This window comes from Paenibacillus glycanilyticus (assembly GCF_030161375.1).
In the GTDB taxonomy this organism is placed as follows: domain Bacteria; phylum Bacillota; class Bacilli; order Paenibacillales; family Paenibacillaceae; genus Pristimantibacillus; species Pristimantibacillus glycanilyticus_B.
Window position 1 is genome coordinate 83636 of record NZ_BSSQ01000018.1, and the last position, 24445, is coordinate 108080.

A 24445-nucleotide genomic window follows, 5' to 3' on the forward strand; every position below is an offset into this window, starting at 1 on the left:
AGAACGCTATGATCAGGTAAGGCCTGCCCTAAGTATATAATTAATAGGGACGATCGCCAATAATCGAAATCCGTTCAGCAACGCGGCGGTTCGGATAATAATCGGATGAAGCATAATGCTGGGTTGCCCGGTTATCCCACAGGGCGATGGAGTTTTTCTCCCAACGGAAGCGTACTTGATACTCCGGAATTTCCGCTTGGCGGAACAGATACTGGAGCAACTTCTCTCCTTCTTCCTCATCTAATCCAACGACTCGCGTCGTAAATACTGCATTAACGAACAACGTCTTGCGCCCCGTCTCCGGATGCGTGCGTACGATTGGATGCTCGGCTGCAGGGAATTCCGCTTGCTTCTGAGCGAGCAGCTCAGGCGGCATATTACGGCCAAATGTCGGCGTAAAATCATGAATAGCCGTCAAACCGTCAATTCGGCTCTTCACCTCTTCAGGCAGGTTATCGTAAGCGGCGCCCATGTCCGCCCAGAGCGTATCTCCGCCTTGCGGCGGAACTTCGGACAAGCGGAGCACAGCGCCAAGGGATGGCTCAAGACGCCAGCTAACATCCGAATGCCAGTTATTCTCCTGTCCCTTCATGTTGGCATCCTTCTCGAACCGGGTAATTTCAGCCGCCGCGCCTTTTGGCAGGAACGGATGATTCTCCAGCTCTCCCCATTGCTTAGCGAAGTTCAGTTGTTGCTCGCTCGTAATGTCCTGGTTGCGGAAAAATAACGCCTTCCACTCCAGCAAGGCACGGTGCAGCTCGGCCTTTACCTCGGGAGATACTTGCTCGCGGAGGTCTACGCCTTCAATCTCCGCCCCGATAACCGGTCCAAGCGGCTTTAGCGTAAACAAGGTATAGGTGCGGTCTTCTAGTCCTTCCGCCAGCCGCTGCAAGTAACGCGGTCCTCCTTGAATCGTGCGTTTCGCAAAAAGATCGAATTGGCGAGATGTGTCTACCGTTAATTGAGTCATCATAATCGCTCCTTCTAATTTAAATGGTTTATTGGGACAGCTTCTCAAGATAACTAGTTACAACGTGATCCTGGAAGCTAATCTTATTCTTAATGAAGCCGTTGCCGAGCAAGAGCTCCGCCGACTTCTGCTGGGCATCCAACTCTTCTTGGGTATAAGCGCGAAGGCTTGGGGCAGAGCTGGCAAGCAGGGCTTTCACCACGCCTGCATCGATCTTTTTGAGGTCGGAGTAAATCTTCACCGCTTCGTCGGTATTGGCGTTCTGCCAATCGATCGCTTGCTTGTATACCTTCAGGAACGCCGTTACAAGCTCCGGATTACTCTTCGCAAAATCCGTTCTGGCAATAGCCGATACCGGTGCTGCAATCCCCTCATTCGAACCCGCAATAACCGTCGCTTTGCCCGATGCCGTTTCCTTCGTCGTATAAGGATCCCAAGTTACCCACGCGTCTACCTTGCCGGTCTCAAAGGCTGGCAGCGCATCCTCCGGCTGCAGGGCAATAAGATTCACGTCCTTATCGCTTAGCCCGTATTTCTCCAGCACCTTCAGCAGGAATACATGTGCCGTTGTGCCTTTGGCCACCGCAACCGACTTGCCTTTCAAATCTTCAACCTTCGCGATGCCTTTGTCTTTTGGGGTAATAATCGAATTCGACAGCTTGCCGTCGCTTAGAAGGGCAATCACTTCGAACGGAAGGTTGGCCGATAACCCAGAGATCGTAGCGCCATCCCCCAGGAAGGACAGATCTACGCGCTTGGATGCCAGCGACTCGAGCAGCGGCGGACCGCTCTGGAATTCGCTCCATTTGACATCGGCGTTTACCGTCTTGAATTCTTCCTCGAGCCAGCCCTTTTCCCTAGCTAGCAGGAGAGGCGTTAAACCGCCGTTAATCGCAACGTTGACCGTCACATGCGGTCTCTCTGCCGCACCTTCGTTAGCTGCTGCATCGGAACCTTTCGCCCCCTTCGACTCCTTGCCGCCGCAGCCGGCCATCACCGCAACTAGCGTGATGACCGATATTGCCGTGATCGTGAGCGTTCGCAACTTGCTTCTTTTCATAAGTTCCATCTCCCCGTTTAAATTTCTAGTTAACACACCAACTTAATCGGAATTAGAGAATAAAAAAAGATCCGACCCATAACCTCCCCCGTGACCAGGCGGAACGTTATGCGATCGAATCTCCGGTAGACCAGTCGATTCTTTTATCTCTTCATTCAACAAACTGATAAATCAATCAATTTGTCATTTGGTGATTCTGATATTATCAGCTGCGATTTTTGCTGTCAACCATTATTTTCCGATTATTCCAACCTGTATAGTTAACTATCTAATTACAAGCCGCAACATCCTATCGACAGCCTGATCGGAAGGTTCGCCGAAGCCGCGGTAACCCCAAATGGACGTGCCTTGAAACAACGACAGCAATAACGTTGCAAGTTCAATGGAGTCGCCTTCAACGATCGTACCCTCCGCTTGCCCATCGCTAATAATATCCGCGAGCAGATCCCGGTTGTATAGCGCTTTGTCAAGAATGACAGCTTTCTCCTCCGCGCTTAATACTTCGGTCGCCTGCGCTTGCAGCACAACCCAAAAGTGCGTGGAAGTCCTGCCTTTGATTAAATATTGCGAGATGAGCCATCTCAGCTTATCCACGGTTGTTCCTTGCAATCCGCGCGCTTCCAAGAGCAGCTCCGTATATCTTTCTTGCGAAGATACGACAAGGGTAAGCAATATTTGCTCTTTGGATTCAAAAAAATTATAAACATGGCCGTAACTCAAGCCCGCTTCTGCCGCGATATCGGATATTTTCGCAACCGCCACGCCGCGCACGGCAAACACCGTGGCAGCTGCCGACAAGATCTGATTACGGCGCAATTCCCTCTGTTCTTGATCCTTGATGACGTTTCTAGCCATGCTCTCTGCTCCTTTTGTCATGAGCCTCTCATAAGGTTCTCATGCGTGCATTCCTGTTTCTTTCTCATTTCTGTTAGAATGGATAAGCATGAGTTATTAATCGGGGGTAAATAAATGAATTATATTATTCTGGACATCGAATTCAACGGACGCAAGTTCGCAAGCGACCTTCCGATGGAAGTTATCGAGATTGGCGCTGTACGGCTGAACGAGAGCCTGCAGCAAACCGATATTTTTTCATCCTTAATCAAACCGGTCTACTTCTCCAAGCTGAATTCCTTTATTAAGAAAAAGACGGGGATTCCGCAAGAAGACATTGATATAGCTCCGCGATTCCCGCGCGTGATCAGCGAGTTCATCGAGTGGCTGAACCGGGGCGGCGAGCCGTTCATGCTCTTTACCTGGGGCGGCGAAGATTTGAAACGAATCGTCTACGATACGCGGATGCACAAGATGGACGATGCTTTCTGGCTGTCCATTGACTATTTCGATCTTCTTAAAGGTTATCTGCGCCATAAAAATTTGACGAATGACGTCAGCGTAGAAAACGCATTAGCCGATCTAAATCTGGTCTCCGAAGGCAATGCCCACCGGGCGCTGGACGATGCCATCATGACGGCGGACGTATTCCGCTCGGTGTTCGAGCACCTTGATTTGGATACTTACAAGCAGAAGTACAAGGATCTCTATACGAACGCCAAGGAACGCCGGATGGTCAAAAATGCCGTTCGCGCCATGCGCACGCAGAAAGCTGCTCCTACCTGGGAACTGCTGGTGAGCAAACATCTCGAAGGAAAAATTGCCTTAACCGACCCGCGCAAGGAAGCGGAGCTGAAGGAATATTTCGAAGCGGAAGCCGCCAAGCTGCCGCCGCGAACAACTCCGCTCGAGACTCCTCCGCAGAGCGAGGCGGACAATCAACCCTTGTAGCTGTCGCGCCATTTGAGCAAGCGACGCTCCAGCACGCGCACGAGCGAGTCGGTCAGCTTGCCGACGGCAGCAAAGAGGATAATACCGATAAACACCACCTCGGTGCGCATGAACGACCGGGCATCCTGGATCAAATAACCGATGCCCCGTTCGGCGCCCATCAATTCTGCCACGACCAATACGAGCCACGCGATACTGATCGAGAGGCGAAGTCCAAGCAACACGTTAGGCATCGCGGCCGGAAGGACAAGCCGCCACATCTGGTTCACCCGTTTGAACTCCAATACCCTTGCCACGTCAAACAGCTTCGAGTCCACATTCCTCACGCCAAGAAACGTATTCACGTACAGCGGGAAAAACGCGCCTAACGCAATGAGCAATATTTTCGACGTCTCCCCAAATCCGAACCACAAAATAAACAGCGGCGTAATCGCAAGCAGCGGTACCGTACGAATCATCTGAACCGTTGGATCGACGATCTCCTCTACTCGGTTGAACATGCCCACCGCCAGACCAAACAGCAGTCCCAGGCTGCCCCCAAGCAGAAAACCCAGCAATGCCCGAAGCACACTAATCTCCAGATGGCGGAATAGCTCGCCCGAGACAATCATATTGTAAAACTCTCTCGCAATGGACGAAGGAGCCGGGAACAGCATCGGATCCACGATCCCCGTGCCGCTGACATATTGCCAGCCTCCCAAGATGATCAGAGGCAGCAGGCTGCCCATCAGCAGTTTCCTGCCTTTGAAGTCTCCTTTTGCCCTGGCTGCATGAACGGCAGCCGTTGGTTTAGCCACAGGAGGATTAGCGACTCCCGTTAAAGCTTCCGTCGTTGGATTGGACATGTTTATCTTCCTTTCTTCGCTCCGGTTAATGCTCCGGTTGTTCGGCCGATTGTTCCTTGCGGTTTGTTGCTTAGCTGCGGATATTTTATTGAGTGACTTTTGGGGTATCTCAACGCTGCGGTTGATTTCGGCCGATTGTTCCTTGCGGTTAGTTTCTTGATTAAATGGTTATCGGTTGAAACAAACGCGCAAAAGTCACACTCAACCGAAACAACCTCCGCTGGTCGCCATCAAAATCACTCAATAAACCACCTCCGCTTACCGGTTCAAACACGCAAAGTCTCAACTCATACCGAACAACCTCCGCTGACCGAAAAACCCTTCTGGCCGACGGCCTTTAGATGGTGTAATTGGTAGATCCGTTTTCTGGTTCCTCGTGTTCTAAGGCGCGAAGGATTAGGGTGCGGAGATCCTGGAAAGCCGAACCCGTTCTTTTGCGAGGGAACGGCAGGTCGATTGGGACAATAGATTTGATCCGGCCGGGACGGGCGTCCAGCACGATGACCCGGTGAGACAAGAAGACGGCTTCGTCGATATCATGGGTGACGAACAGCATCGTCGTGCGGTTATCCCGCCAAATATCAAGCAACGCCTCTTGCATATGGCTGCGGGTGAAAGCATCAAGCGCGCCAAACGGCTCGTCGAGCAAGAGTACCTTCGGGTTGCGAAGCAACGCTCTGGCAATAGCCACCCTTTGGGACATGCCTCCGGATAGCTGCTTCGGATACGCTTGTTCGAAGCCTTGCAGCTTAACGAGCTTGATCAATTCGTTTACTTTTTGACGGACGTCGGGATTCCGGAGGGAAAGATCGGCCGCAATGTTCCGCTCCACCGTAAGCCAAGGGAATAACCGATGCTCTTGAAAAATAAATCCCTTTTCCTGCGAAGGTTTCTTTACCAGCTCCCCTTCCAGGAGAACGCGGCCTTCAATATCGACATCCAGCCCCGCTACAATCTTGAGCAGCGTGCTTTTCCCGCAGCCGCTGGGCCCAATAATCGAGACAATCTCCCCTTGGTTCACGGTCAGCTTCAGCCGGTCCAGCACGGGAACCGCTTCGTTAGAACTATGGAACGTTTTGCTCACATCAACAATCTCCAATAATGCCGTTGACATCTCCGGCACCTCCATTCAACTTTTTCTCATTGGAATAGTAGGAATTAAGACATAAAAAAAGATCCAATGGAGCCTGACAAGGCAGTCCATTGAATCTCTGGTTCGTCCAGTCGATTCGATCTTGGTATGACAGACTGACATTTCCGTCAATCCGTATCTGTTGTTACTGATCATAGCGAGAAAGGAAAGGACTGTCAATTGTTTTTTGAGCATGCATTTCAGAAAACCAACAGTTACAAATTGCTAGAGCAACCCGGCTGTAGTAGTATTACATGTTGGGTTTCATTCTATCTTATTGCATGGGAGAAGTATCATTCATGAATCGCGCATCCAAGTCATTCTCCGCCTACGAGCTCCTCTACATCGTTGGCATTGTGGCCATCTCGTTCTCATCCATCTTCATCAAATGGTCAAACGCCGAATCCTCGGTTATCGGCATGTACCGCCTCTATCTTACGATCCTGATCATGCTGCCGCTCGCTTGGAAATACAAGCAAGAGCTGTTGTATCATACGCCGCGCCAGCTCCTGCTGCTGCTCGGCTCCGGTGTTATGCTGGCCTTGCACTTTCTGCTCTGGATGTCTTCGTTGAAGTACACCACGGTCGCAAGTTCGACCATCTTTCTCGCGCTTGAGCCGGTGCTTGTCATGCTTGGCTCCTACTTGATCTTCAAGACCAAAGCGAACAAAATCATGCTGCTTGGCATGGGCATTGCCATGGTCGGCACGGTAATTATCGGTTCTAGCGATCTTGCCTTGTCACAAGAAGCCCTATATGGCGATGTCTTGTCCATTCTCGGCACCATTGCGGTTGCCGTCCACATGCTCATCGGCAAACAGCTGCGGAGCAACACAAGCGCGTTTGCTTATAATTTCATCGTGTTTTTTATCGCCGCAACCACGCTCGCGATCTATAACCTCATTCAAGGCTATAAGTTCACGGGCTACAGCTCGCATGAGTGGGGCATCTTCCTGCTGCTCGCTATCGTGCCAACATTGTTTGGCCATTACTTGTTTAACTGGCTGCTCAAGTACATGAATGCAACCGCCGTTTCCATGTCCGTACTCGGCGAGCCGGTTATCGCGTCGCTCTTGGCGTGGGCGCTGCTTAAGGAAGCGCTCACCGGCTGGCAGCTTGGCGCTGGCATCGTGATCCTCTTCGGTGTGTGGCTGTTTATGCGCCACGGCAAAGAGTAGTGTCGAACTAACTCTGCCATATTCGGAACGCAAAAAATGTATCTCCTTCCGCTGCTGTTGCCTTCCCTTTGCCTGAACGATGTTTACAAGGTCGCAAAGGGAAGACAAAGGCAGGCGCTACGCTCTCCAGGAGATACATTTTCCACTTATCCTCTATTAGGCAAATAGCAACGACACTTAACCGCGGGAGCAGTAAGCCACAACCTTATCGTAGGAGAGGTTGCCGCCAAAGATGTCGAGCGCGCTGCCGATTGTAATATCGAGCTTGCCATCCGTCAGACGGCGGAACAACTCGAGATCCTCGAGTGAACGCGCGCCGCCGGCGTACGTCGTTGGGATCGTTACCCAGTCCGCTAGCTGCTTCACCAGGCTTTCGAGAATGCCCGTCCGTTTCCCCTCTACATCAACCGCATGTACAAGAAACTCGCTGCAGTACGATTCCAGCTCACGCAAGTTTGCTTCGTTCACTTGGAAGGTACTGAACGTCCGCCACTGGTTCGTTACGACATACCAGCTGGCGTCTTTTTGCTTGCAGCTAAGGTCAATAACAAGCTTGTCTTTGCCCACTTCGGAGACAATCCGGTTCAGGTTATCCCAATTCAGCTCGCCGTCGCGGAAAATATACGACGTTACAATCACCTGCGATGCGCCAGCTTCGAGGTATTGGGCCGCATTGTCCGCCGTAATTCCTCCGCCAATCTGCAGGCCGGCCGGATATTCGCGCAAAGCGGATAACGCCGCCTCTTCATTGCCTCCGCCCAGCATAATGACATGGCCGCCTGTCAGCTTGTCCCGTTTGAACATGGATGCATAATAGGCCGAATCATGCTCGGACACAAAATTTTCAACGACGCGATTCGGATTGGCATCAAGCGTCTCGCCAACGATTTGCTTCACTTTCCCGCTATGCAGGTCGATACACGGTCTGAATTTCATGGGATCTCCTCTTTCTCATCATCATAAGTCCCTTTATTGTAGCAGAATCATTCGCGGGACGTATGCCGAGCAGCCAAATTTTTAACGACTTCGTGCGCGATTTCCTGTGTTACACTAGTAGAATAGCGTCATAGAAAAGGAGATTTACGTACATGAAGTTTGTATCGTGGAATGTGAACGGCCTTCGGGCTTGCGTGAATAAAGGATTTATGAACTATTTCAACGAGATGGATGCCGACTTCTTCTGTCTGCAGGAGACCAAGTTGCAAGAAGGACAAATCCATATGGAGCTTGGCGAGCACTATCATCAATTCTGGCATTATGCGGAGAAAAAAGGGTACTCCGGCACGGCTATTTTTACGAAGCATAAACCTCTTTCGGTAAGTCGGGGCCTGGGAGAAGAAGACGAAGACAACGAAGGACGCGTCATCACGCTCGAATACGAAGATTTCTATCTGATTACGGTATATACCCCAAATGCTAGACGCGATCTATCGAGGCTGGATTTCCGGCTCGCTTGGGAAGAGATGTTTAGAAGTTACCTTACGAAGCTCGGCGAGCAGAAGCCCGTTATCGTATGCGGAGACTTGAACGTTGCCCATCAGGAGATCGATCTCAAAAATGCCAAGTCGAACCGCGGCAACTCCGGCTTCACCGACGAAGAACGGGAGAAAATGACCCGCCTCTTGGATGCCGGATTCGTCGATTCGTTCCGCTACTTGTATCCAGACCGGACGGATGCCTATAGCTGGTGGTCCTTTATGCCAAAAATCAGGGAACGGAATATCGGCTGGCGCATCGACTATTTCCTCGCATCCGCAAGTCTTGCGCCTTCGATCGTGGAGGCCGGGATTGATTCCCTTGTGCTCGGAAGCGATCATTGTCCGGTCGTATTAACGCTGGATATGACAAAAGGACAGGAAGCCTAAGGCTTTCTGTCCCAACGTTCCACTCCTATGAACATGCCGTAATCTTTTGGCGTAACGCCGGTTAATTGATGGCTCACAACGCCAAGAGGACGCGTCGCGTAGATGGACAACATCGGCACTTCTTCCGCTATGATCTGCTGCAACCTGCTATAGGACTGCTTAATGGTTGCTTCCTCCGTCTCGGATTTGAGCGATGACAGCAGCTTGTCCACTTCGGGATTGTGGTAACCGTTCGGGTTACCCTCCTGCAAAAAGTAAGCCACGTCCGGCAGCGGATTTACGAGCGACATCGAGACGGTCATGATGCCAAGATCATAGTTGTGGTCAGCAATCTTATCAATCAAGGAAGCCAGATCGACCATCTCGATATGAGCCTTGATGCCAACGGCATTCAATTGATCCGCAACGAGGCGAACGGCCTGCTCCAATGTGTTATCGCCAGACAAGACGGATAACGTCAACTCCTTATCGGATGGCCAGCCTGACTCTGCGAGCAGGCTTTTTGCTTTGCCTGGATCATAGTTCGCCTGCTTAACCGATGGATCCAAATAAGGACTATAACTGGTGAAAAAGCCGTCCACCGGCTCTCCCGCTCCCTGAAGCAAATCGTTCACAATCATTTCCCGGTTGATGGCGTAAGAGATCGCTTGTCTCTGTCTCGCCTCCGGAAATACCTGTTCATTGATGTACATGAATTGCGTCGTAACGGAAGGTTCATCCGTCGTTGTCACGTCACCGAGCGATCTGATCTTACTGTAATCTTGGGCCGGAATAACCCCGAAGGAAGGAATATTGAGATCCACGTCCCCGCTTTCAAGCTGGCTTGCCAGCTCCTCGCCCCGCAGAACTTTGAAGTTTATCCGGTTGATTTTTGGCGTTCCTTTGAAAAAATCCGGGTTTGCCTTCATCTGCACAACCTGATTGTCCTCATAGTTATCCAAATGGTACGGACCGCTGATCACGGCAGATTTTTGCACAAAATCACCGTTCTTAATCTGTTCTAAAGGTTCATTCTCCAGCGCTTTCTTCGGAAGCGTCAGCAAGTTCCGTCCTATCGTATCCTGCATGATCGTCAAGGTTGTGGGCGCTTTGGTCTTAATCGTCAACGTCTGGGCATCCACCTTCTGAACGCCCGCAATGTCCGTCACCCCGCTTGGCAGGTAGCCATTCGAATCGGTTCCTTCGATGATGGCAAACATATACGCATAAGAAGATGCAATAGCCTTATTCGCCATTAACTTCAGGGTGAACATAACATCGTCTGCCGTAACCGGACTGCCGTCGCTCCATGTCGCTCCCGCATTCAGCTTAATCGTAAACACTCTGTGATCTGTCGTTGTTATTGAATCCGCCAGCATAGGCTTAAACGTCAAATTATCATCGAGTTCAACTAGCGGCAAATACATTAAACCTGAAATATAGGAAGACACTTGCCCAACGGGCGACAATGGCGTTAATTCGTTAGGGGAATACGTTACTCCGATCGTAACCGTCTTGGCAGAGGTTGCTGTACTTGTCGACAGATCCGCCTTGCCGCAAGCTGCCATAGTGATCAACAAACCTGCAAGAAGCGTTAGCCATATACTGCGTATACGATTGCGGGCAAGCATAGCTGCATTCCTCCTCTATTAAACCAGTCCCCTTAGTGTAACATTTTCCAACTATTCGTGGAATCGAGCCCGGAATAGGCTTGGCGACTCTCCCGTCCATCGTTTGAACTGCCTGCTGAAGTGGGCGATATTGTTGTAACCAAGTCTTGTGGAAATGTCCTCAACGGTGAGCTCGGGATCCATCAGGAGCAGCTTTGCTTTTTTCAACATCATCGTGGATAAATATTGCCGGGGCGAAACGCCAAAAGCTCTTGTAAACATCCGGTTCACCGAAGAGGTGCTGTAACCAACCGCAGCGGCTGCCGACGCAATAGTATCTTTGTCATCGGAATCGGAATGGTTCCCGACTTGATCGACGGCCTGCTCCAGCATGACAGCAACCTGCGAGGCAATCTCGGAGCTTTTTAGGCCTGCCGGATCTTTATTCAGCTTGGACAAGGTGCCGCTTAGTACGGCAAACAGCTCAAATAACGCCGAGAGAATATGCATGCGGGCTTCCGTTTGCAGGGCTGCCTCATGCGCGGCCGTTAGCTCAATCAGCTTGTCGAGAACGGGACGGATCGCTATCGTTAGATCGCTGTCCGACGGGTAGAAGCATCTCGGGCTGCGGCCGAGCAATTCCCGAAAGGAAGGTTCGTCCACGTCAAAATGAAGGCAATAGTAGGTCATTCCCTCTTCTTCGGATACCTGGCTTTTGTGGTGCTCGCCTGGCTGCAGAAGAAACAGGTCTCCCGGCAGTTGCTTATAGCTTGTCCGCTCCACGGTAAACTCCTGAGTGCCCGCTAGGACGAGATTGATCTCGAAGATCGGATGCTTGTGGAGGGGATAACTCCAGTCCCGGTCCACGGTTCTTAGATGCGCGCCAAACACGCGAAAGGTAGAGTCCATGTCGGGCAGCATATACTCCCTTTTTCGACCCTCTTTTTGCTCCATTTCATACTCCTCCCTTCGTTATTTCCCGAATTGCTCGATTTGGGTAAATAGTGTCCTGCTATGGATATGGGATACCGGCCAAACCCCTGATAATATGTAGCTATTATATCACATCAACTAGAAGGGGCGGACGAAAGAGATGGATAACTTCTTTCTATTCTCAGCCTTTTCAAGCTTATTTCCTGAACGGATGAGAGGAGAATTTTGTCGATATGGCTACTATTGTTAATCCGATTTTGCCCGGCTTTAATCCGGATCCTTGCATTTGCCGCGTAGGCGAAGATTATTATATTGCGGTGTCCACCTTCGAGTGGTTCCCGGGCGTTGGGATTTACCATTCCAAAGATCTGAAGAACTGGCGGCTTGCTTCCCGTCCGCTGAACCGTCTTAGCCAATTGAACATGATGGGCAACCCGGATTCCGGCGGAGTTTGGGCACCCCAACTATCCTATAGCGATAACCAGTTTTGGCTGATTTACACCGACGTGAAAGTTGTTGAAGGCCAATGGAAAGATTGCCATAACTACCTGGTGACCTGCGATACGATTGACGGCGAATGGTCCGAACCGATCCATATGAACAGCTCCGGCTTTGACCCTTCCCTGTTCCATGACGATGACGGCAAAAAATATTTCGTTAATATGATGTGGGATCAGCGTATCGGCAACCATCCGTTCTACGGCATTGTTTTGCAGGAATACGATGCGGCTGAGAAGCGTCTCGTCGGCAAAGCGGATGTCATCTTCAAAGGAACCGACATTAAGCTGACCGAAGCTCCGCATTTGTACAAAATCAACGGCTACTATTACCTGCTGACGGCTGAAGGCGGCACGAAATACGATCATCAGGCAACGATTGCCCGTTCGAAAAACTTGCGCGGACCGTATGAAGTGCATCCGGACAATCCGCTCATCTCTTCGCATGCCCATCCGCGGATTGCGCTGCAAAAAGCGGGACATGCTTCGATCGTTCAGACCCATACCGACGAGTGGTTCCTTGTTCATCTCGTTGGTCGCCCTCTATCGCGTGAAGGGCAGCCTTTGCTTGATCCGCGCGGCTATTGTCCGCTTGGACGCGAAACGGCGATTCAACGTCTCGAGTGGAATAACGACTGGCCGTACGTAGTTGGCGGCAACAAACCGTCGCTGACGATTGAAGGACCAAATATCGAGGAAGTGGCATGGGAACCGGACTTCCCGGAGAAGGACAACTTCGATTCCGAGACGCTTAATCCGCATTTCCAGACGCTTCGTATTCCGCTTGGCGAGAACATCGTATCTTTGAAGGACCGTCCGGGCCATCTGCGTATTTACGGCAAAGAGTCGTTAACGTCGAAGTTCACGCAAGCCTTCGTTGCGCGCCGCTGGCAGCATTTCAACTTTATCGCGGAGACAAAGGTTGCGTTTAATCCGACGTCGTTCCAGCAATCCGCTGGTCTGGTGAACTACTACAATACGCAGAACTGGACCTCCTGCCAGATCACTTGGCATGAAGACAAGGGTCGCATTCTAGAGCTGGTTGCATGCGATAACTTCTCGTTCTCGCAGCCGCTGCAAGGCTTCGAAGTTGTTATTCCGGATAGCGTGGAATATGTGCATATTCGCGTTGACGTTACGGAGTTGACGTACCGCTACTCGTATTCGCTAGACGGCGACAATTGGACGGCGCTGCCGGTAACATTCGAGTCGCATAAGCTGTCGGATGATTACATCCAAGGCGGCGGCTTCTTCACCGGCGCATTTGTTGGCATGCAATGCCAGGATACTTCGGGCAGAAGCTTGTATGCGGACTTTGACTATTTTGGTTACAAAGACAACTAGGCTGGAGGAAATAGACAACAGGGCTCGTCATGGCGGGAAAAGTTCTCCTTCCGGTTTCGGTTATCCGTGTGAAATTTGAATGTACTCGTTTAACGAGATTTCACACGGATAAAGGAAAACGCTAACGCTCCTACAGGAGAAACTTTTCCCTCTATTCCTCGCACGTTGTCTTATTTTTTGGGGGACCGTTAACGACAGAAAGGAACCCGGCTAGTTGGGTTCCTTCCTGTCGTTTGTTATTCGAACATTTCGGTTGTCTCTCTCAAACTGTAGGTTAATGATCGGATATCTGTCTGCTCGAAGAACACCTTGAAGAGTAAACGTGCGTCTTCAAAATGAAGGACCTCGTTTGACTTTATGATGATATTGCCGCCGCTGTATTTTATTCTGCGTTTGATTTTAATAAGTGCATGGCGTCCAATTACAAAATGTCGGAAGCCTGACTCAGACCCTTCTCGCCATTCAATTGTCATCTCTTTCGAAGATCCGGCGCACTGTATGTAACAAAAATCATTCAAGGATACTGTGCAAAAAGAACTTGTTGAATGATTCATCTGCTTCAGGAACTTTTCAACAAAAGCAAAATCAACCGCTTCCTCTTCTACTAAATGGTTATCAACTTGACCTTGGAATTGCATAGTTGTTTTGTTCTGAGCTTCAGGAAATATAATTTCTCCGTCTTCGCCGCTCACATCAAAAAAACCAACTTTGTGTTCAATAGCCAAATTACGCATGATACCATAAGCTTCCTCTGCTACAGAGTAAGAAAAAGCCGCGTAAATCACGGCAGATCCCAACGAATAATCGGTCAACCGATCTTCAGTTTCAGGTTCCTCTATGACATCCGTTACTTCAACAGCCGCATTCATATTTGGAAAGTGTTCTAACAACTCTCTGTACAAACATTGTAATGCCTCCGAGCAAACCAAAGGATCATCATAATCGTGATTCTCCGGCCACTGCGCTTGTTGTTCAAACCAATCCATAAATGCATGCCTTTCTCTCGGTGCGCTAGATGGTTCAAAAACCATCAAATCATAACTCATTTAAATCCTCCCGGCATTCAATCAGAGATTGCTTTTATCTATTTCGTTGTTGTTTAAAAGTATATCTCTCAGCCTTCTTCCTGTAACTAACAATCACCCTGCTTTTTTCTGCGTTAATATAGAAATATGGATTTGGGCAATTTTTTCAATGAAAATCAAATTACTAATTCCACCTTTACGAGCCTCCAGCAAAATGATAACATTGGAAAAATATCTCAAGGTCGGGAGGGAGAAGATGGTAAGCACGGGATCTTTAATCGCTTTTGGCGCGGTATCGCTAGGGATGGTCTGTAGTCCGGGTCCCAACATGATTTACTTGATATCCCGTTCCATTACGCAAGGGCGCAAAGCGGGGATTGTATCTCTGGGTGGGGTTGTTCTCGGATTCTTGGTTTACCTCATTGCGACGTTATTAGGTTTGACCGCGGTGTTTCATCTGGTTCCCCTCCTTTATACAACCATAAAGTGGGCTGGTGCGGCTTATCTGCTATGGCTGGCATGGAAATCCATAAAGCCGGGATCCCCATCTATTCTCAAACCGCAGACGCTTTCCGTGGAAGGGCCAAGAAAATTGTTTTTTATGGGCTTTATGACCAATCTGTTAAATCCAAAAATCGCAGTCTTATACATATCCCTGCTTCCTCAGTTCCAAGTTCCTGAGCAAGGGAATATGCTCCTGCAAGGCGCAACGCTGGGACTGGTTCAAATCACGATTAGTTTAACCGTGAATCTCCTTATCGTGCTTGCTGCCAGCAAGATTGCAACTTGGTTTGGCGAACGGCCAACTTGGATGAAGGTGCAGCGATGGATAATGTCTGGCGTCTTAACGGGACTTGCCGTTAAATTAGCGGCTGAACGACGTTAATAAACGCCATACAGCAAAAAAGAAGTACATCGCACACAAGCGATGTACTTCTTTTCGTTTCTGACCGGTAATGCTATACCACTATTGAGCTGCTTGTGTTGAAACCTGCCACGTCACTCCGAATCTATCTACTACTTGTCCGTATAGAGGACTCCAGAACGTTTGGTGCAAAGAGATAATCACTTTCCCGCCATCTTGTAATTTGCCGAATACTTCTCGCGTTGTTTCAACATCGCTAATAAAAATAGACAAGGTGGTCTGATCGCCAATCTGATAAGGCAGACCTGTAAATGTATCCGAAATCATCAAGTCTGTCGCCCCAACTTTGAGGTGTGCGTGCACGATTCGATTTTTTTCTTCATCCGATAGATTTGCATTTTCTTCAGGCATGTCGCCGAATCTTTGAACGATTAGAGCTTTCGTATGAAAAGCATGTTCATAGAACGCAACAGCTTCCTGTCCATCTCCATTTAAAATTAAATAAGGGTTGATACCTACGATCACAAGTAACACCTCTTTTTTAATAGTTTTGATCTACCGTCATTATTCCCTACTAAATATCTGTTTATAAGATATAACGGTTGCTATTTTATTAGAGTTGTTCCAGCTCACTTCAGCGTCTACAGCTTCACCAATAAATCTTAAGTTAACCGAATTCACATCTTTTGCAGCAATAATTCTTTCTGTTCTTCCGCTAGCTTTAGCAAAACAAACTCGTCCCGCTTAATTAATTCATGAAGCATCGCGAATTCTTTTCTACTGATTCTTATCTATGATTCCATCCGTAAGAGCTGTTTCTAGCTCGTCTACGTCCTTATTTATAATTGCACCGGACGGTAAAACGATTAAGTCTAAGAATAAATCGTCCATCCACGGCACGTTATTGTCGCTGATGCCATTTTGAAGACATATGTCTATGTACCATTGAACGATATTGCCATTCGAATCAAACATCGTTGTTACCGAATGATTCCGATTGGATGGGAATTGTTGAAGCCACAGATAACCATCGTCCCCGATGCAAATTTTTTCTCCGTTATATTCAACGTAGAGCGGATCCGACACTTTAACAATCTTGATGAGGGTCACGTAACCATCGAAATTCTCCGATGCAATAAAAGACTGCGCATATTCTCTAATTAGAACACGTTGCCAATCTGAACGATCTCCGAATTTTCTTTTAAGCATTGGCAGCCCTCCATTACTTATCTCAGAGCTAACTCATCCACTATCTCTTATCGCCCAACAGCCAATCGTTATACCATTCCCTGCCGGAAGCCCAGTCTTTAGAAGCTGGATCCTCTTTCAGAATGTCAGCGCAAGCGAGCGCCATAATATATTCCTGCAATCCGTTGTCATTACTGCCAGCGAATTTGTGAAGCAAATATTCTAAAGACTTCTCGCCATGCGAAACGATGTAGTTGTAATCGTCCCTACTCTCTTCAGCCTGAATATAGGCATATGGACTTGAGGAGAACTTAACATGAGAATCCTTCGGATTAACAATAAGGTGGAGTTTCTTATCAATGGTATGCTCAAAGGACTTATCTTTTGAACCAATCAAACAAGCAACCAGTAACACGGCAAGACAAATAACGATGACGTTTCTCTTTTCCATAACGATCTCCTAGTATGGGCTATGCTAAGCTGCCGGATTCAAATAACTTCCTATTGTACGCTTCCACTACCTGGAAAGTTGCGGGTGAATGATTCGAAGGAATGGCCCATATGTTGTGTTAAAAGAGGCAACACCGAGCGGCGGAGGTGTGGAGGTGTCAAACGATCCCGTTACGATCACGCTTGATGATGTAACCTTCCAATTACAAGAAGAGCATGACTTTGAATGGGTGAAGCAATGGGGAAAGGTATTTATCGTATTTGATCAACAAGATTCGGGGAACATCAGCTTTGGTGTAGAGCAGGCAATAAAGCTAAAATGATTTTCTTCAATGTAAACACCTCGTTTTAGGATACTATAGGTTTTCCAAAATAAGGGTTTTATTATGTATACAAAAAAAGAAGCAGCTGCCATCATCAAGCTGCTTCTCTTCTTTTAAAATTCACCAGAACGAGTCACTTTTATCATTTGGTAATAGCCAGCTACGTGATCTTCTGATCCATTCATGATCCTTTTATAAACCTTAGCAGGTGGATAAATTTCAGTGTCTTCACCATCAAACTTTAAGGCAATGGCATCCTCAAATTGGTCGCTTAAGCCCCAATTTCCTCCTAAGTTTGCTCTAATAATTTCACCAAGATACCCGCCCCACATCTTACTGATTTGAGTGATTTGCTCTTCTGACGGACCTCGGCGGAAAATCTTCTTCCACCCTCGAGGGATACTTAGATGATAACGTTCCAATATAGCATCCAGCTCGGTTAAGCTGGCTTCCGAATAATCCAGTTCAACTCCTAGGCCCGACGCCACTTCTACAGCATCTTCAGCATAAGCCAACATTATTCCCGTTATCGCATACTCTTGTTTCTCGTCATCCTCTTCGTCCTCTTCCTGTTCCTCTTCCTGGTACCTAGTCTTTTGCTCCCGAAGCAACTCTAGTCGTTCCTCCAGCAACCCAGGCTTAATCTCCATATCCAATAACCCAAACTCTTGTATATCGTATATACCGGGGGCATCAAATTCTAATATGTTTAACCGTTCTCCGGAAGGTGCTAACTTATTCACGATTCTAACCGGCAGGTTTATGACTTCTAAATCCGACTTTCCATCCGGTTGATAAATTGCATACTTGTCCAGTCCTTGAATGGTCAATTTCTGGTCACCCGATAAGGACCATTCGAACGTTTCGATGGACGAAATGCCCCAATTCGAAAACTCGAACCAGCCCGTACCGTCTTCTGCAAAAAACACTACTTCATCGCTTGCGGCTCCTGGTCCATACATCTCATCGACAGACCAAGCTCCAACTAATGCTGACTTATCCATTCTCTCTACCTTCCCATTCCTCGCGCAAAATCCCCATCCGAATGGAATCGTAATACTCACCCTGATGCAACCGCACTTTGCGAATTCTCGCTTCCATCATCATGCCCAGCTTCTCGGCGCAGCGGATCATTCGTTTGTTGCCTGACCAAGTGGTGAGGCCAACTCGAACGAGCGGCATCGCTTCGAACAGATAGTCAATCCATAGGGTCAACGCCTCCGTCCCGTATCCGCCGCTCCAATGGGCTGGACTGTATATCGTAATGCCCAGCTCCAGCCAAAGCGACGGCTTGTCCTCCCAATAGTAGACAACTGTCCCAATGATCTCTCCTTCTGTTTCTATGATGACCATAGATGGTACTTCATCCGCAGAAAACCGGGTATTTAATTGTGCTTTATACGAATCGAAATCCATTTGTACTAATGGAAAATAAGGCGCGTCCCATTGTTTCCACTCGGGATTCTCTTCTCCGTATTTCAATTGCCAAAGAGAATATAAATCTTCTTCCTGGACGGATCTAAGGGTTGTTCTCTTACCGTTTATTCTCATGCTGATTCCTCCCTCCATCCTCTGTTTTAAGTATACGTTATAAGCCGGTGACAAGGGAGGCAAAAACCGTTATAACGCTTTTGTCCTAATTTTCGTTTAACTTTTTATCCGCACGACGATCTTCCCTTTAAATTTCCCTTCGCCAAAATACCGAATAGCTTCCGCGGCGTCATCCAATCCATATAACCGATCAATAACCGGGGCAACATGACCCGCTTCTACAAGCTCCTTCCAAACCTGTTGATCCTCGTGATTAGGTTTATGAACCAGAATGGTCATCCTTTTGCGTTCAAGTCTACGGATTACTGGTGCTGCGAGCAGAGTCTGCACAAGACGCGGCATGGTACCGCCAATCATAACGTAGGTACCGCCTTTTTTTAACGCGCGTTTTATCTTGAATACGGAACGGGTACCAACTACATCAAGAATGAGGTCGTATTGCCTCCCTCTTGCGGTGAAATCCTCTTGTCTATAATCCAGCACATGATCGGCCCCAAGAATCCGTAGCATCTCGAGCTTGCTTGCATCATCCACCGCCGTTACCTCTGCACCAAACAACTTGGCATATTGGAGCGCGAAGGTGCCCACTCCTCCGCCTGCCCCGTTGAGGAGAACCTTATGGCCATGCTGTAAATTTCCGTTATTGCGCAGTCCCTGCAAGGCAAGAACGGCTGCTTGGGGAATCGCAGCGGCTTGCTCGAAGTTTGTCTTTCCAGGCTTAAGCGTCAGTGCTTTCTCATGGGCGCATACGTACTCAGCAAATCCGCCCCAGCTGCAGCCGGACAGATCTCCGAATACTTCGTCGCCGGGCTGAAAGCGCGTGGCTGCCGAACCAGTTGCAATGACAACTCCCGCAACATCCGCGCCAAGAATCGGAAACCGCGGCGTGCGAAAGCCTCCAATGCGGGTGATGTAGGGCTTGCCTCGAAGCAAATCCCAATCCCAGGAATTAACCGAAGCCGCATGCACCTCGATGAGCACTTCATGATCTTTCGGCTTTGGAACATCCACTTCCGTTATTTGCATAACCTCAGGCGTGCCATAAGCTTCATAGATTAACGCCTTCATCTTGCGAGCTTCCATGGCCATCCTCCCTACAAGTTACAGCTTCTCTATCTATAGCCACCTAAAAAAGATATTATTATCGACTTTCACGTTGTTCCTCATCGCCCACTCCGCGAGATCGGCGAATCCCCGATCCTCCTCGTCCGCATAACGGAAGCAATTACGAACAGGCACAACACTCGCACCGTAGGGTTTAATGCCGATAATCGGATGAACGGAATCCCGTCTGAGCATGATGACCTCAATCTCCCGCGCGGTTATCGTGCGGCCATTAATCAGGATTGCATCCTCCTGCAGACAAAGAGCAATTGGCTTCTTGGCCGCACGGTATATGGACCATAACAATCCGGCAGCGCATAAGCAGAACAACGCGATAGCCACTGCTTGCACGGCCGTACTTTCTTCACTCCCCCGCATCTCGGCAATTACAAAAAGCAAGCAAAACCCCGTTATCGCGAAGATACTCTTAACTCCCGAAGGAGTTCTAACCATGTGCTTGAATGGCTGATTGTCCACTTTCGCCAACCTCCCCTGATCAAGTACGAGATTGTATATAACTATTCAATAAACGGCCAAATCATCCTGCCTATCCGCCATAAAACGAAAGTTCCCCCCTCGAACGGCTGCTTGACAGCCTCCTATTTGGAGTGTAGTCTTTTGACAAGGAATTCCACTAGGGGCGCCCGCAAGGGCTGAGATAAAGCTTAGCTTTGGTCCCTTTGAACCTGATCTGGGTTATGCCAGCGTAGGAAAGTGGTCTTGTGCGCGTCAGCCATATGCGAGAGAAACGGGTGCCATTGTCATTCGCCTGTTTCGGTTTGCAAGGATTTCGACACCTCAAGCCGCTCCCGACGGGGCGGCTTTTTTTGTTGCCGGCGATTGTCCGGCCGCATAGAAAGCTGCCTTAGCGGAGCGGCCTGAGATTGGGGGTTTTGCCCTGCCGGGGTAAGCTCTGCCTATTCGTCGTATCTAATTAAATGCTGAAGCTATGCCGCGCACAGTCTCATTTCCCCTATACAATGGCCTCCTAGCGGACATTCCGAACCTATCGAATGTACTCAAGGAGGTTTTTTTGATGCCGATTTTATCGACGCCGCTGCCGGGCAGCCGCAAAACGTATGTGAATGGATCAAGAGAAGATATTCGGGTACCCATGCGCGAGATCGCATTATCCGACAGCCGGGGAAAAGACGGACAGCCGCAGCCAAACGAACCAGTGCGGGTGTATGACTCAAGCGGCCCGTACACGGACGAGTCCTACGAGGCCGATGTACGCAAAGGACTGCCGGGCCTGCGCGGCGGGTGGATCAGCGATCGCAGCGACGCGGAAGCATACGACGGCCGGATCATTAAACCGGAAGATAACGGATTTACGGACGAGGAACGGGCCAGCAAGAATGGCGCGGAAATGTTCCCCGGCCTTAAACACCGCCCTCTGCGGGCAAAGCCGGGAAGAAACGTCACGCAGCTTCACTACGCCCGCAAAGGCATCGTTACTCCGGAAATGGAGTTTATTGCGATTCGCGAAGGGGTTGATCCGGAGCTGGTCCGTTCGGAGGTAGCCCGCGGACGCGCGGTTATACCGGCTAATATCAATCATCCCGAACTCGAGCCGATGATTATCGGGAGCCGTTTCCATGTGAAGATTAACGCCAACATCGGCAATTCGGCCGTTGCTTCCTCCATCGAAGAGGAAGTCGAGAAGATGACGTGGGCAACCCGCTGGGGAACGGATACGATTATGGACCTGTCCACGGGCAAAAACATCCATACGACGCGCGAATGGATTATTCGGAGCTCCCCCGTTCCCGTTGGCACGGTGCCGATCTACCAGGCGCTTGAAAAAGTGAACGGAAAAGCGGAAGATCTGAGCTGGGAAGTGTTCCGCGATACGTTAATCGAACAAGCTGAACAAGGCGTCGATTATTTCACTATTCACGCCGGCGTGCTGCTGCGCTATATCCCGCTTACCGCCAAACGCGTTACCGGTATCGTATCCCGGGGCGGCTCCATCATGGCTGCTTGGTGTCTCGCTCACCATAAGGAAAACTTCCTCTACGCCCACTTTGAAGAAATATGCGAGATTATGAAAGCCTACGACGTGGCGTTTTCGCTTGGAGACGGCCTTCGTCCGGGCTCCATTGCAGACGCTAACGACGAAGCTCAATTCGCGGAACTAAGAACGCTTGGAGAACTGACGGAAATCGCTTGGAAGCATGATGTCCAGGTTATGATCGAAGGCCCGGGCCACGTTCCCATGCATCTGATCAAAGAAAACGTCGATCTCCAAATGGAGATCTGCAAGGAAGCGCCCTTTTATACCTTAGGGCCGCTGACCACGGACATCGCACCGGGCTACGACCATATTACATCGGCGATAGGAGCAGCGATGATCGGTTGGTTCGGAACGGCCATGTTATGCTATGTAACGCCCAAAGAGCATCTGGGTCTTCCGAATAAAGAAGACGTTAAAGACGGCGTCATCGCCTACAAAATAGCGGCGCATACCGCCGACCTTGCCAAAGGGCATCCCATGGCGAAACTCCGGGACGATGCCCTATCGAAGGCAAGATTCGAATTCCGCTGGCGCGATCAGTTCCATTTGTCCCTTGATCCTGAACGGGCAATCGCCTACCATGACGAGACATTGCCCGCCGAAGCGGCGAAAACAGCGCACTTCTGCTCGATGTGCGGACCAAAGTTCTGCAGCATGCGGATTACTCAGGATATCCGGGAATATGCGGAAGCACGCGGACTGAATAACGAAGCGGCTGTTGAAGCCGGAATGAAGGAACAGGCCGATTCGTTCAAATTGTCCGGAAGCAAGCTATACGGTTGATTCCATAACAGAGAAAAGAATAAGGCTGTCCCCCGTCATTAGATGACGATGGGACAGCCCCGTTTTGAACATTTTAATTTAACCTTTAACCGAACCGGCTGCAATGCCTTCTACGATCCGGTCGCTGAGGAACAGGAACGTAAGGAGAATCGGCAGGATGCTGATCATGAGCGTCGCGCCAATTGCGCCCCAGTCCGTCGTATACTGGCCGATGAAGTTTTGCACGCCAACCGTAAGCGTCTTGAACTTATCGGAGCTGATAAACGTATTGACGAAGATAAACTCGTTCCAGTTGTAGATCATGTTGATGATGCCCGTTGTTGCCAGAACGGAGCTGGTCATCGGGAATACAATGCTGAAAAACACGCGATGAATGCTCGCCCCGTCAATAACCGCCGCCTCTTCGACTTCCTTCGGAAGCGCGATGTAGAAGCCGAGCAGAATCATGATCGTGATTGGCATATTAAATGCCACGTACGACAGAATCAGGGACAACGGGTTATCGATCAGATGAACCTTGTTGAACATGCTGAAGAGCGGAATGAGCGTCGAATGAACAGGAATCATCATCGCGACCATAAACAAACCAAGGACCAGCGAGCTGAGTTTCCATTTCATCCGGGTAATCGCAAACGTCACGAGGCTGCCGAACACGATGGTAACGGCCGTTGCGGCAACCGTAATCCAAACGCTGTTCAGGAAATACGTATCGATATTGCCCGCGTTCCACACTTTGGAGTAATTCTCCCAATGCGGAGGCGATGGCAAAGCAAACGGCGATAGATTGAACACTTCCTGGTTGTTTTTCAAAGAGAAAAATAAGAGCCAAATAAGCGGATAAACTTGAAAGATAGCAACGGCGACGAGAACGAGGTACAATGCCGCGTAGCCGACCTTCATTCCTATTCTCGAACCGGATTTCGCTTCTCCGCCTAGTTTCATTGTTGTGGATGACATGAAGCGTACCCTCCTGTTTCGTGGTGATTCTTATCTTGCGAGCAGCAATGCTTAGGAATACTGGATCGTGTCTTTGCTAGCCGTTGCCTTGCGGATGATCCAGGTTGCTACAAGACAGATGATGAGCAGGAAGAAACCAACCGCGCTGCCGTAACCGAAGTCATACGCTTTGAACGCTTTGTGGTACATGTACGACGCCATCACTTCGCTGGAACCGTTAGGACCGCCATCGGTCATGACATAGATCAGATCGAAATATTTCAGGGAACCAACCACCGCAAGAACAATCGTTACTTTCACGACTTCCATCACAAGCGGGAATTTGATTTTGTAAGCAATTTGGAACGAACTCGCTCCGTCAATCTTCGCCGCTTCTTCAAGGGAAGACGGGATGTTCTTCAGTGCCGCGTAATAAATCAGAATATAGAAGCCCGCGTATTGCCACAGAATCGGAATAAACAATGCGAACAAGACAAGATCCGTCTCTGCAAGCCAAGCGGGAGGATTTGCAACGCCAAGGGATTCCAGCAAGGTATTCATAATGCCGTTAGTAGGATGATAGATTTTGAGCCACAGCTGCGCGATCGCTACCGAGGACAGCAGCATCGGGATTAAGTAAATTTTGCGGAACAGGTTTGCGCCTTTAAGTTTGGCCGCGAGCACCATCGCCACGACGAGATAAATAATAAGGCTAAGCATTGAAAATACCGCCAGCAGCAATGAATGACCTGCGCTGCTCCAGAAAGCATGATCTTTAATCAACGCTGCGTAGTTGTCGAGTCCAACCCACTTCATGGCGCCGATGCCGTTCCATTCATTTAAGCCGTAGTAGCCGGTCAGAACGATTGGAATATAGACGACTGCCAGAATGAGCAACAGCGACGGCAAGACATACAACGCAATAACTTTTTTGTTCGATAACACTTTATCCAAGGTGGCCGGGCTCCTTTCTGTCCGATAAGGAGAGCAGCCTACCCAGCCGTA

Annotated in this window: 24 protein-coding genes, 1 pseudogene and 1 riboswitch; of the genes and pseudogenes, 7 read left to right on the forward strand and 18 right to left on the reverse strand. The window is 49.3% G+C overall.

Annotated features, from left to right (window positions below; translation table 11 throughout):
* Window positions 1-40: 40 nt before the first annotated feature.
* The 3 genes from QQK89_RS22920 to QQK89_RS22930 form a co-directional block, all read right to left on the reverse strand.
* Entirely contained in the window at window positions 41-970 is a 930-nt protein-coding gene (locus QQK89_RS22920) for a TauD/TfdA dioxygenase family protein (RefSeq protein WP_284241201.1), read from the reverse strand.
* A gap of 28 nt (window positions 971-998) precedes the next feature.
* Window positions 999-2030, reverse strand: a complete 1032-nt coding sequence (locus tag QQK89_RS22925) for an aliphatic sulfonate ABC transporter substrate-binding protein (protein ID WP_284241009.1) — start codon at window positions 2028-2030, stop codon at window positions 999-1001.
* Window positions 2031-2294: 264 nt separating this feature from the next.
* On the reverse strand, window positions 2295-2885 hold the full coding sequence (locus tag QQK89_RS22930; protein ID WP_284241010.1) for a TetR/AcrR family transcriptional regulator: 591 nt from the start codon (window positions 2883-2885) through the stop codon (window positions 2295-2297).
* A gap of 114 nt (window positions 2886-2999) precedes the next feature.
* On the opposite strand from QQK89_RS22930, the gene QQK89_RS22935 reads away from it, so the two are divergent.
* The gene (locus QQK89_RS22935) at window positions 3000-3815 is read left to right on the forward strand and encodes a 3'-5' exonuclease (RefSeq protein ID WP_284241011.1); all 816 of its coding nucleotides are present in this window, start codon (window positions 3000-3002) and stop codon (window positions 3813-3815) included.
* On the opposite strand, the gene QQK89_RS22940 is transcribed toward QQK89_RS22935, so the two are convergent.
* Window positions 3803-4543 (reverse strand): ABC transporter permease, encoded by a 741-nt coding sequence (locus QQK89_RS22940; RefSeq protein ID WP_284241202.1) that lies wholly within the window; start codon window positions 4541-4543, stop codon window positions 3803-3805. The genes QQK89_RS22935 and QQK89_RS22940 overlap by 13 nt on opposite strands.
* Before the next feature lie 454 nt (window positions 4544-4997).
* Entirely contained in the window at window positions 4998-5774 is a 777-nt protein-coding gene (locus QQK89_RS22945) for an ABC transporter ATP-binding protein (RefSeq protein ID WP_284241012.1), read from the reverse strand.
* A gap of 317 nt (window positions 5775-6091) precedes the next feature.
* On the opposite strand from QQK89_RS22945, the gene QQK89_RS22950 reads away from it, so the two are divergent.
* Window positions 6092-6970 carry a DMT family transporter gene (locus QQK89_RS22950; protein ID WP_284241013.1) on the forward strand — a complete coding sequence of 293 codons (879 nt, stop codon included), beginning with the start codon at window positions 6092-6094 and terminating at the stop codon, window positions 6968-6970.
* Window positions 6971-7147: 177 nt separating this feature from the next.
* Here QQK89_RS22950 and hisA read toward each other — a convergent pair whose 3' ends face one another.
* Entirely contained in the window at window positions 7148-7906 is a 759-nt protein-coding gene (hisA, locus tag QQK89_RS22955) for a phosphoribosylformimino-5-aminoimidazole carboxamide ribotide isomerase (RefSeq protein WP_284241014.1), read from the reverse strand.
* Window positions 7907-8058: 152 nt separating this feature from the next.
* On the opposite strand from hisA, the gene QQK89_RS22960 reads away from it, so the two are divergent.
* The gene (locus tag QQK89_RS22960) at window positions 8059-8835 is read left to right on the forward strand and encodes an exodeoxyribonuclease III (RefSeq protein ID WP_284241015.1); all 777 of its coding nucleotides are present in this window, start codon (window positions 8059-8061) and stop codon (window positions 8833-8835) included.
* On the opposite strand, the gene QQK89_RS22965 is transcribed toward QQK89_RS22960, so the two are convergent.
* Window positions 8832-10445 carry an ABC transporter substrate-binding protein gene (locus QQK89_RS22965; RefSeq protein WP_284241016.1) on the reverse strand — a complete coding sequence of 538 codons (1614 nt, stop codon included), beginning with the start codon at window positions 10443-10445 and terminating at the stop codon, window positions 8832-8834. The genes QQK89_RS22960 and QQK89_RS22965 overlap by 4 nt on opposite strands.
* A 51-nt stretch (window positions 10446-10496) precedes the next feature.
* Window positions 10497-11378 carry an AraC family transcriptional regulator gene (locus tag QQK89_RS22970; protein ID WP_284241017.1) on the reverse strand — a complete coding sequence of 294 codons (882 nt, stop codon included), beginning with the start codon at window positions 11376-11378 and terminating at the stop codon, window positions 10497-10499.
* 212 nt (window positions 11379-11590) lie between these two features.
* Between QQK89_RS22970 and QQK89_RS22975 the strand changes: the two genes are divergently transcribed.
* Window positions 11591-13198, forward strand: coding sequence for a glycoside hydrolase family 43 protein (locus QQK89_RS22975; RefSeq protein ID WP_284241018.1), 1608 nt, complete (start codon window positions 11591-11593; stop codon window positions 13196-13198).
* Between the two features lie 236 nt (window positions 13199-13434).
* On the opposite strand, the gene QQK89_RS22980 is transcribed toward QQK89_RS22975, so the two are convergent.
* Window positions 13435-14244 (reverse strand): hypothetical protein, encoded by an 810-nt coding sequence (locus tag QQK89_RS22980; protein ID WP_284241019.1) that lies wholly within the window; start codon window positions 14242-14244, stop codon window positions 13435-13437.
* Between the two features lie 235 nt (window positions 14245-14479).
* On the opposite strand from QQK89_RS22980, the gene QQK89_RS22985 reads away from it, so the two are divergent.
* Complete coding sequence (locus tag QQK89_RS22985; protein WP_284241020.1) at window positions 14480-15109, forward strand: LysE family translocator; 630 nt, start codon at window positions 14480-14482, stop codon at window positions 15107-15109.
* Between the two features lie 81 nt (window positions 15110-15190).
* On the opposite strand, the gene QQK89_RS22990 is transcribed toward QQK89_RS22985, so the two are convergent.
* The 3 genes from QQK89_RS22990 to QQK89_RS23000 all read right to left on the reverse strand — a co-directional run bounded on the left by QQK89_RS22990 (window position 15191) and on the right by QQK89_RS23000 (window position 16727).
* On the reverse strand, window positions 15191-15613 hold the full coding sequence (locus QQK89_RS22990) for a VOC family protein (RefSeq protein WP_284241021.1): 423 nt from the start codon (window positions 15611-15613) through the stop codon (window positions 15191-15193).
* A gap of 252 nt (window positions 15614-15865) precedes the next feature.
* Window positions 15866-16297, reverse strand: coding sequence for a DUF402 domain-containing protein (locus QQK89_RS22995; RefSeq protein WP_284241022.1), 432 nt, complete (start codon window positions 16295-16297; stop codon window positions 15866-15868).
* A gap of 40 nt (window positions 16298-16337) precedes the next feature.
* Window positions 16338-16727, reverse strand: coding sequence for a hypothetical protein (locus tag QQK89_RS23000; protein ID WP_284241023.1), 390 nt, complete (start codon window positions 16725-16727; stop codon window positions 16338-16340).
* Window positions 16728-16881: 154 nt separating this feature from the next.
* On the opposite strand from QQK89_RS23000, the pseudogene QQK89_RS23005 reads away from it, so the two are divergent.
* A pseudogene (locus QQK89_RS23005) lies at window positions 16882-17031 on the forward strand (serine/threonine protein kinase); the annotation flags it as partial.
* A gap of 131 nt (window positions 17032-17162) precedes the next feature.
* On the opposite strand, the gene QQK89_RS23010 reads toward QQK89_RS23005, so the two are convergent.
* The 4 genes from QQK89_RS23010 to QQK89_RS23025 form a co-directional block, all read right to left on the reverse strand.
* Window positions 17163-18053 (reverse strand): hypothetical protein, encoded by an 891-nt coding sequence (locus tag QQK89_RS23010; protein ID WP_284241024.1) that lies wholly within the window; start codon window positions 18051-18053, stop codon window positions 17163-17165.
* On the reverse strand, window positions 18046-18600 hold the full coding sequence (locus tag QQK89_RS23015) for a GNAT family N-acetyltransferase (RefSeq protein ID WP_284241025.1): 555 nt from the start codon (window positions 18598-18600) through the stop codon (window positions 18046-18048). The genes QQK89_RS23010 and QQK89_RS23015 overlap by 8 nt, the downstream gene beginning before the upstream one ends.
* A gap of 96 nt (window positions 18601-18696) precedes the next feature.
* Window positions 18697-19683, reverse strand: coding sequence for an NAD(P)-dependent alcohol dehydrogenase (locus tag QQK89_RS23020; protein ID WP_284241026.1), 987 nt, complete (start codon window positions 19681-19683; stop codon window positions 18697-18699).
* 33 nt (window positions 19684-19716) lie between these two features.
* On the reverse strand, window positions 19717-20181 hold the full coding sequence (locus QQK89_RS23025) for a hypothetical protein (protein ID WP_284241027.1): 465 nt from the start codon (window positions 20179-20181) through the stop codon (window positions 19717-19719).
* A 149-nt stretch (window positions 20182-20330) separates the two neighbouring features.
* Window positions 20331-20434, forward strand: a riboswitch (TPP riboswitch).
* 306 nt (window positions 20435-20740) lie between these two features.
* On the opposite strand from QQK89_RS23025, the gene thiC reads away from it, so the two are divergent.
* Window positions 20741-22504, forward strand: a complete 1764-nt coding sequence (gene thiC / locus QQK89_RS23030; RefSeq protein ID WP_284241028.1) for a phosphomethylpyrimidine synthase ThiC — start codon at window positions 20741-20743, stop codon at window positions 22502-22504.
* A 78-nt stretch (window positions 22505-22582) separates the two neighbouring features.
* Here the strand turns inward: thiC and QQK89_RS23035 are convergent, their stop codons facing one another.
* Window positions 22583-23461, reverse strand: a complete 879-nt coding sequence (locus tag QQK89_RS23035) for a carbohydrate ABC transporter permease (protein ID WP_284241029.1) — start codon at window positions 23459-23461, stop codon at window positions 22583-22585.
* Between the two features lie 51 nt (window positions 23462-23512).
* Window positions 23513-24394, reverse strand: a complete 882-nt coding sequence (locus QQK89_RS23040; RefSeq protein ID WP_284241030.1) for a carbohydrate ABC transporter permease — start codon at window positions 24392-24394, stop codon at window positions 23513-23515.
* Window positions 24395-24445 lie beyond the last annotated feature (51 nt).

What these genes read in the sequence shown, in the direction of transcription:
- QQK89_RS22945 (WP_284241012.1), bottom strand. Translation starts at nt 5,774, where the DNA reads ATGTCAACGGCATTATTGGAGATTGTTGATGTGAGCAAAACGTTCCAT.
- QQK89_RS23020 (WP_284241026.1), bottom strand. Translation starts at nt 19,683, where the DNA reads ATGGAAGCTCGCAAGATGAAGGCGTTAATCTATGAAGCTTATGGCACG.
- QQK89_RS22985 (WP_284241020.1), top strand. Translation starts at nt 14,480, where the DNA reads ATGGTAAGCACGGGATCTTTAATCGCTTTTGGCGCGGTATCGCTAGGG.
- QQK89_RS22995 (WP_284241022.1), bottom strand. Translation starts at nt 16,297, where the DNA reads ATGCTTAAAAGAAAATTCGGAGATCGTTCAGATTGGCAACGTGTTCTA.
- QQK89_RS22925 (WP_284241009.1), bottom strand. Translation starts at nt 2,030, where the DNA reads ATGAAAAGAAGCAAGTTGCGAACGCTCACGATCACGGCAATATCGGTC.
- QQK89_RS22965 (WP_284241016.1), bottom strand. Translation starts at nt 10,445, where the DNA reads ATGCTTGCCCGCAATCGTATACGCAGTATATGGCTAACGCTTCTTGCA.
- QQK89_RS22975 (WP_284241018.1), top strand. Translation starts at nt 11,591, where the DNA reads ATGGCTACTATTGTTAATCCGATTTTGCCCGGCTTTAATCCGGATCCT.
- QQK89_RS22970 (WP_284241017.1), bottom strand. Translation starts at nt 11,378, where the DNA reads ATGGAGCAAAAAGAGGGTCGAAAAAGGGAGTATATGCTGCCCGACATG.
- QQK89_RS22960 (WP_284241015.1), top strand. Translation starts at nt 8,059, where the DNA reads ATGAAGTTTGTATCGTGGAATGTGAACGGCCTTCGGGCTTGCGTGAAT.
- QQK89_RS22950 (WP_284241013.1), top strand. Translation starts at nt 6,092, where the DNA reads ATGAATCGCGCATCCAAGTCATTCTCCGCCTACGAGCTCCTCTACATC.
- QQK89_RS23035 (WP_284241029.1), bottom strand. Translation starts at nt 23,461, where the DNA reads ATGTCATCCACAACAATGAAACTAGGCGGAGAAGCGAAATCCGGTTCG.
- hisA (WP_284241014.1), bottom strand. Translation starts at nt 7,906, where the DNA reads ATGAAATTCAGACCGTGTATCGACCTGCATAGCGGGAAAGTGAAGCAA.
- thiC (WP_284241028.1), top strand. Translation starts at nt 20,741, where the DNA reads ATGCCGATTTTATCGACGCCGCTGCCGGGCAGCCGCAAAACGTATGTG.
- QQK89_RS22920 (WP_284241201.1), bottom strand. Translation starts at nt 970, where the DNA reads ATGACTCAATTAACGGTAGACACATCTCGCCAATTCGATCTTTTTGCG.
- QQK89_RS22930 (WP_284241010.1), bottom strand. Translation starts at nt 2,885, where the DNA reads ATGGCTAGAAACGTCATCAAGGATCAAGAACAGAGGGAATTGCGCCGT.
- QQK89_RS23015 (WP_284241025.1), bottom strand. Translation starts at nt 18,600, where the DNA reads ATGAGAATAAACGGTAAGAGAACAACCCTTAGATCCGTCCAGGAAGAA.
- QQK89_RS23010 (WP_284241024.1), bottom strand. Translation starts at nt 18,053, where the DNA reads ATGGATAAGTCAGCATTAGTTGGAGCTTGGTCTGTCGATGAGATGTAT.
- QQK89_RS22940 (WP_284241202.1), bottom strand. Translation starts at nt 4,543, where the DNA reads ATGGGCAGCCTGCTGCCTCTGATCATCTTGGGAGGCTGGCAATATGTC.
- QQK89_RS23000 (WP_284241023.1), bottom strand. Translation starts at nt 16,727, where the DNA reads ATGGAAAAGAGAAACGTCATCGTTATTTGTCTTGCCGTGTTACTGGTT.
- QQK89_RS22935 (WP_284241011.1), top strand. Translation starts at nt 3,000, where the DNA reads ATGAATTATATTATTCTGGACATCGAATTCAACGGACGCAAGTTCGCA.
- QQK89_RS22980 (WP_284241019.1), bottom strand. Translation starts at nt 14,244, where the DNA reads ATGAGTTATGATTTGATGGTTTTTGAACCATCTAGCGCACCGAGAGAA.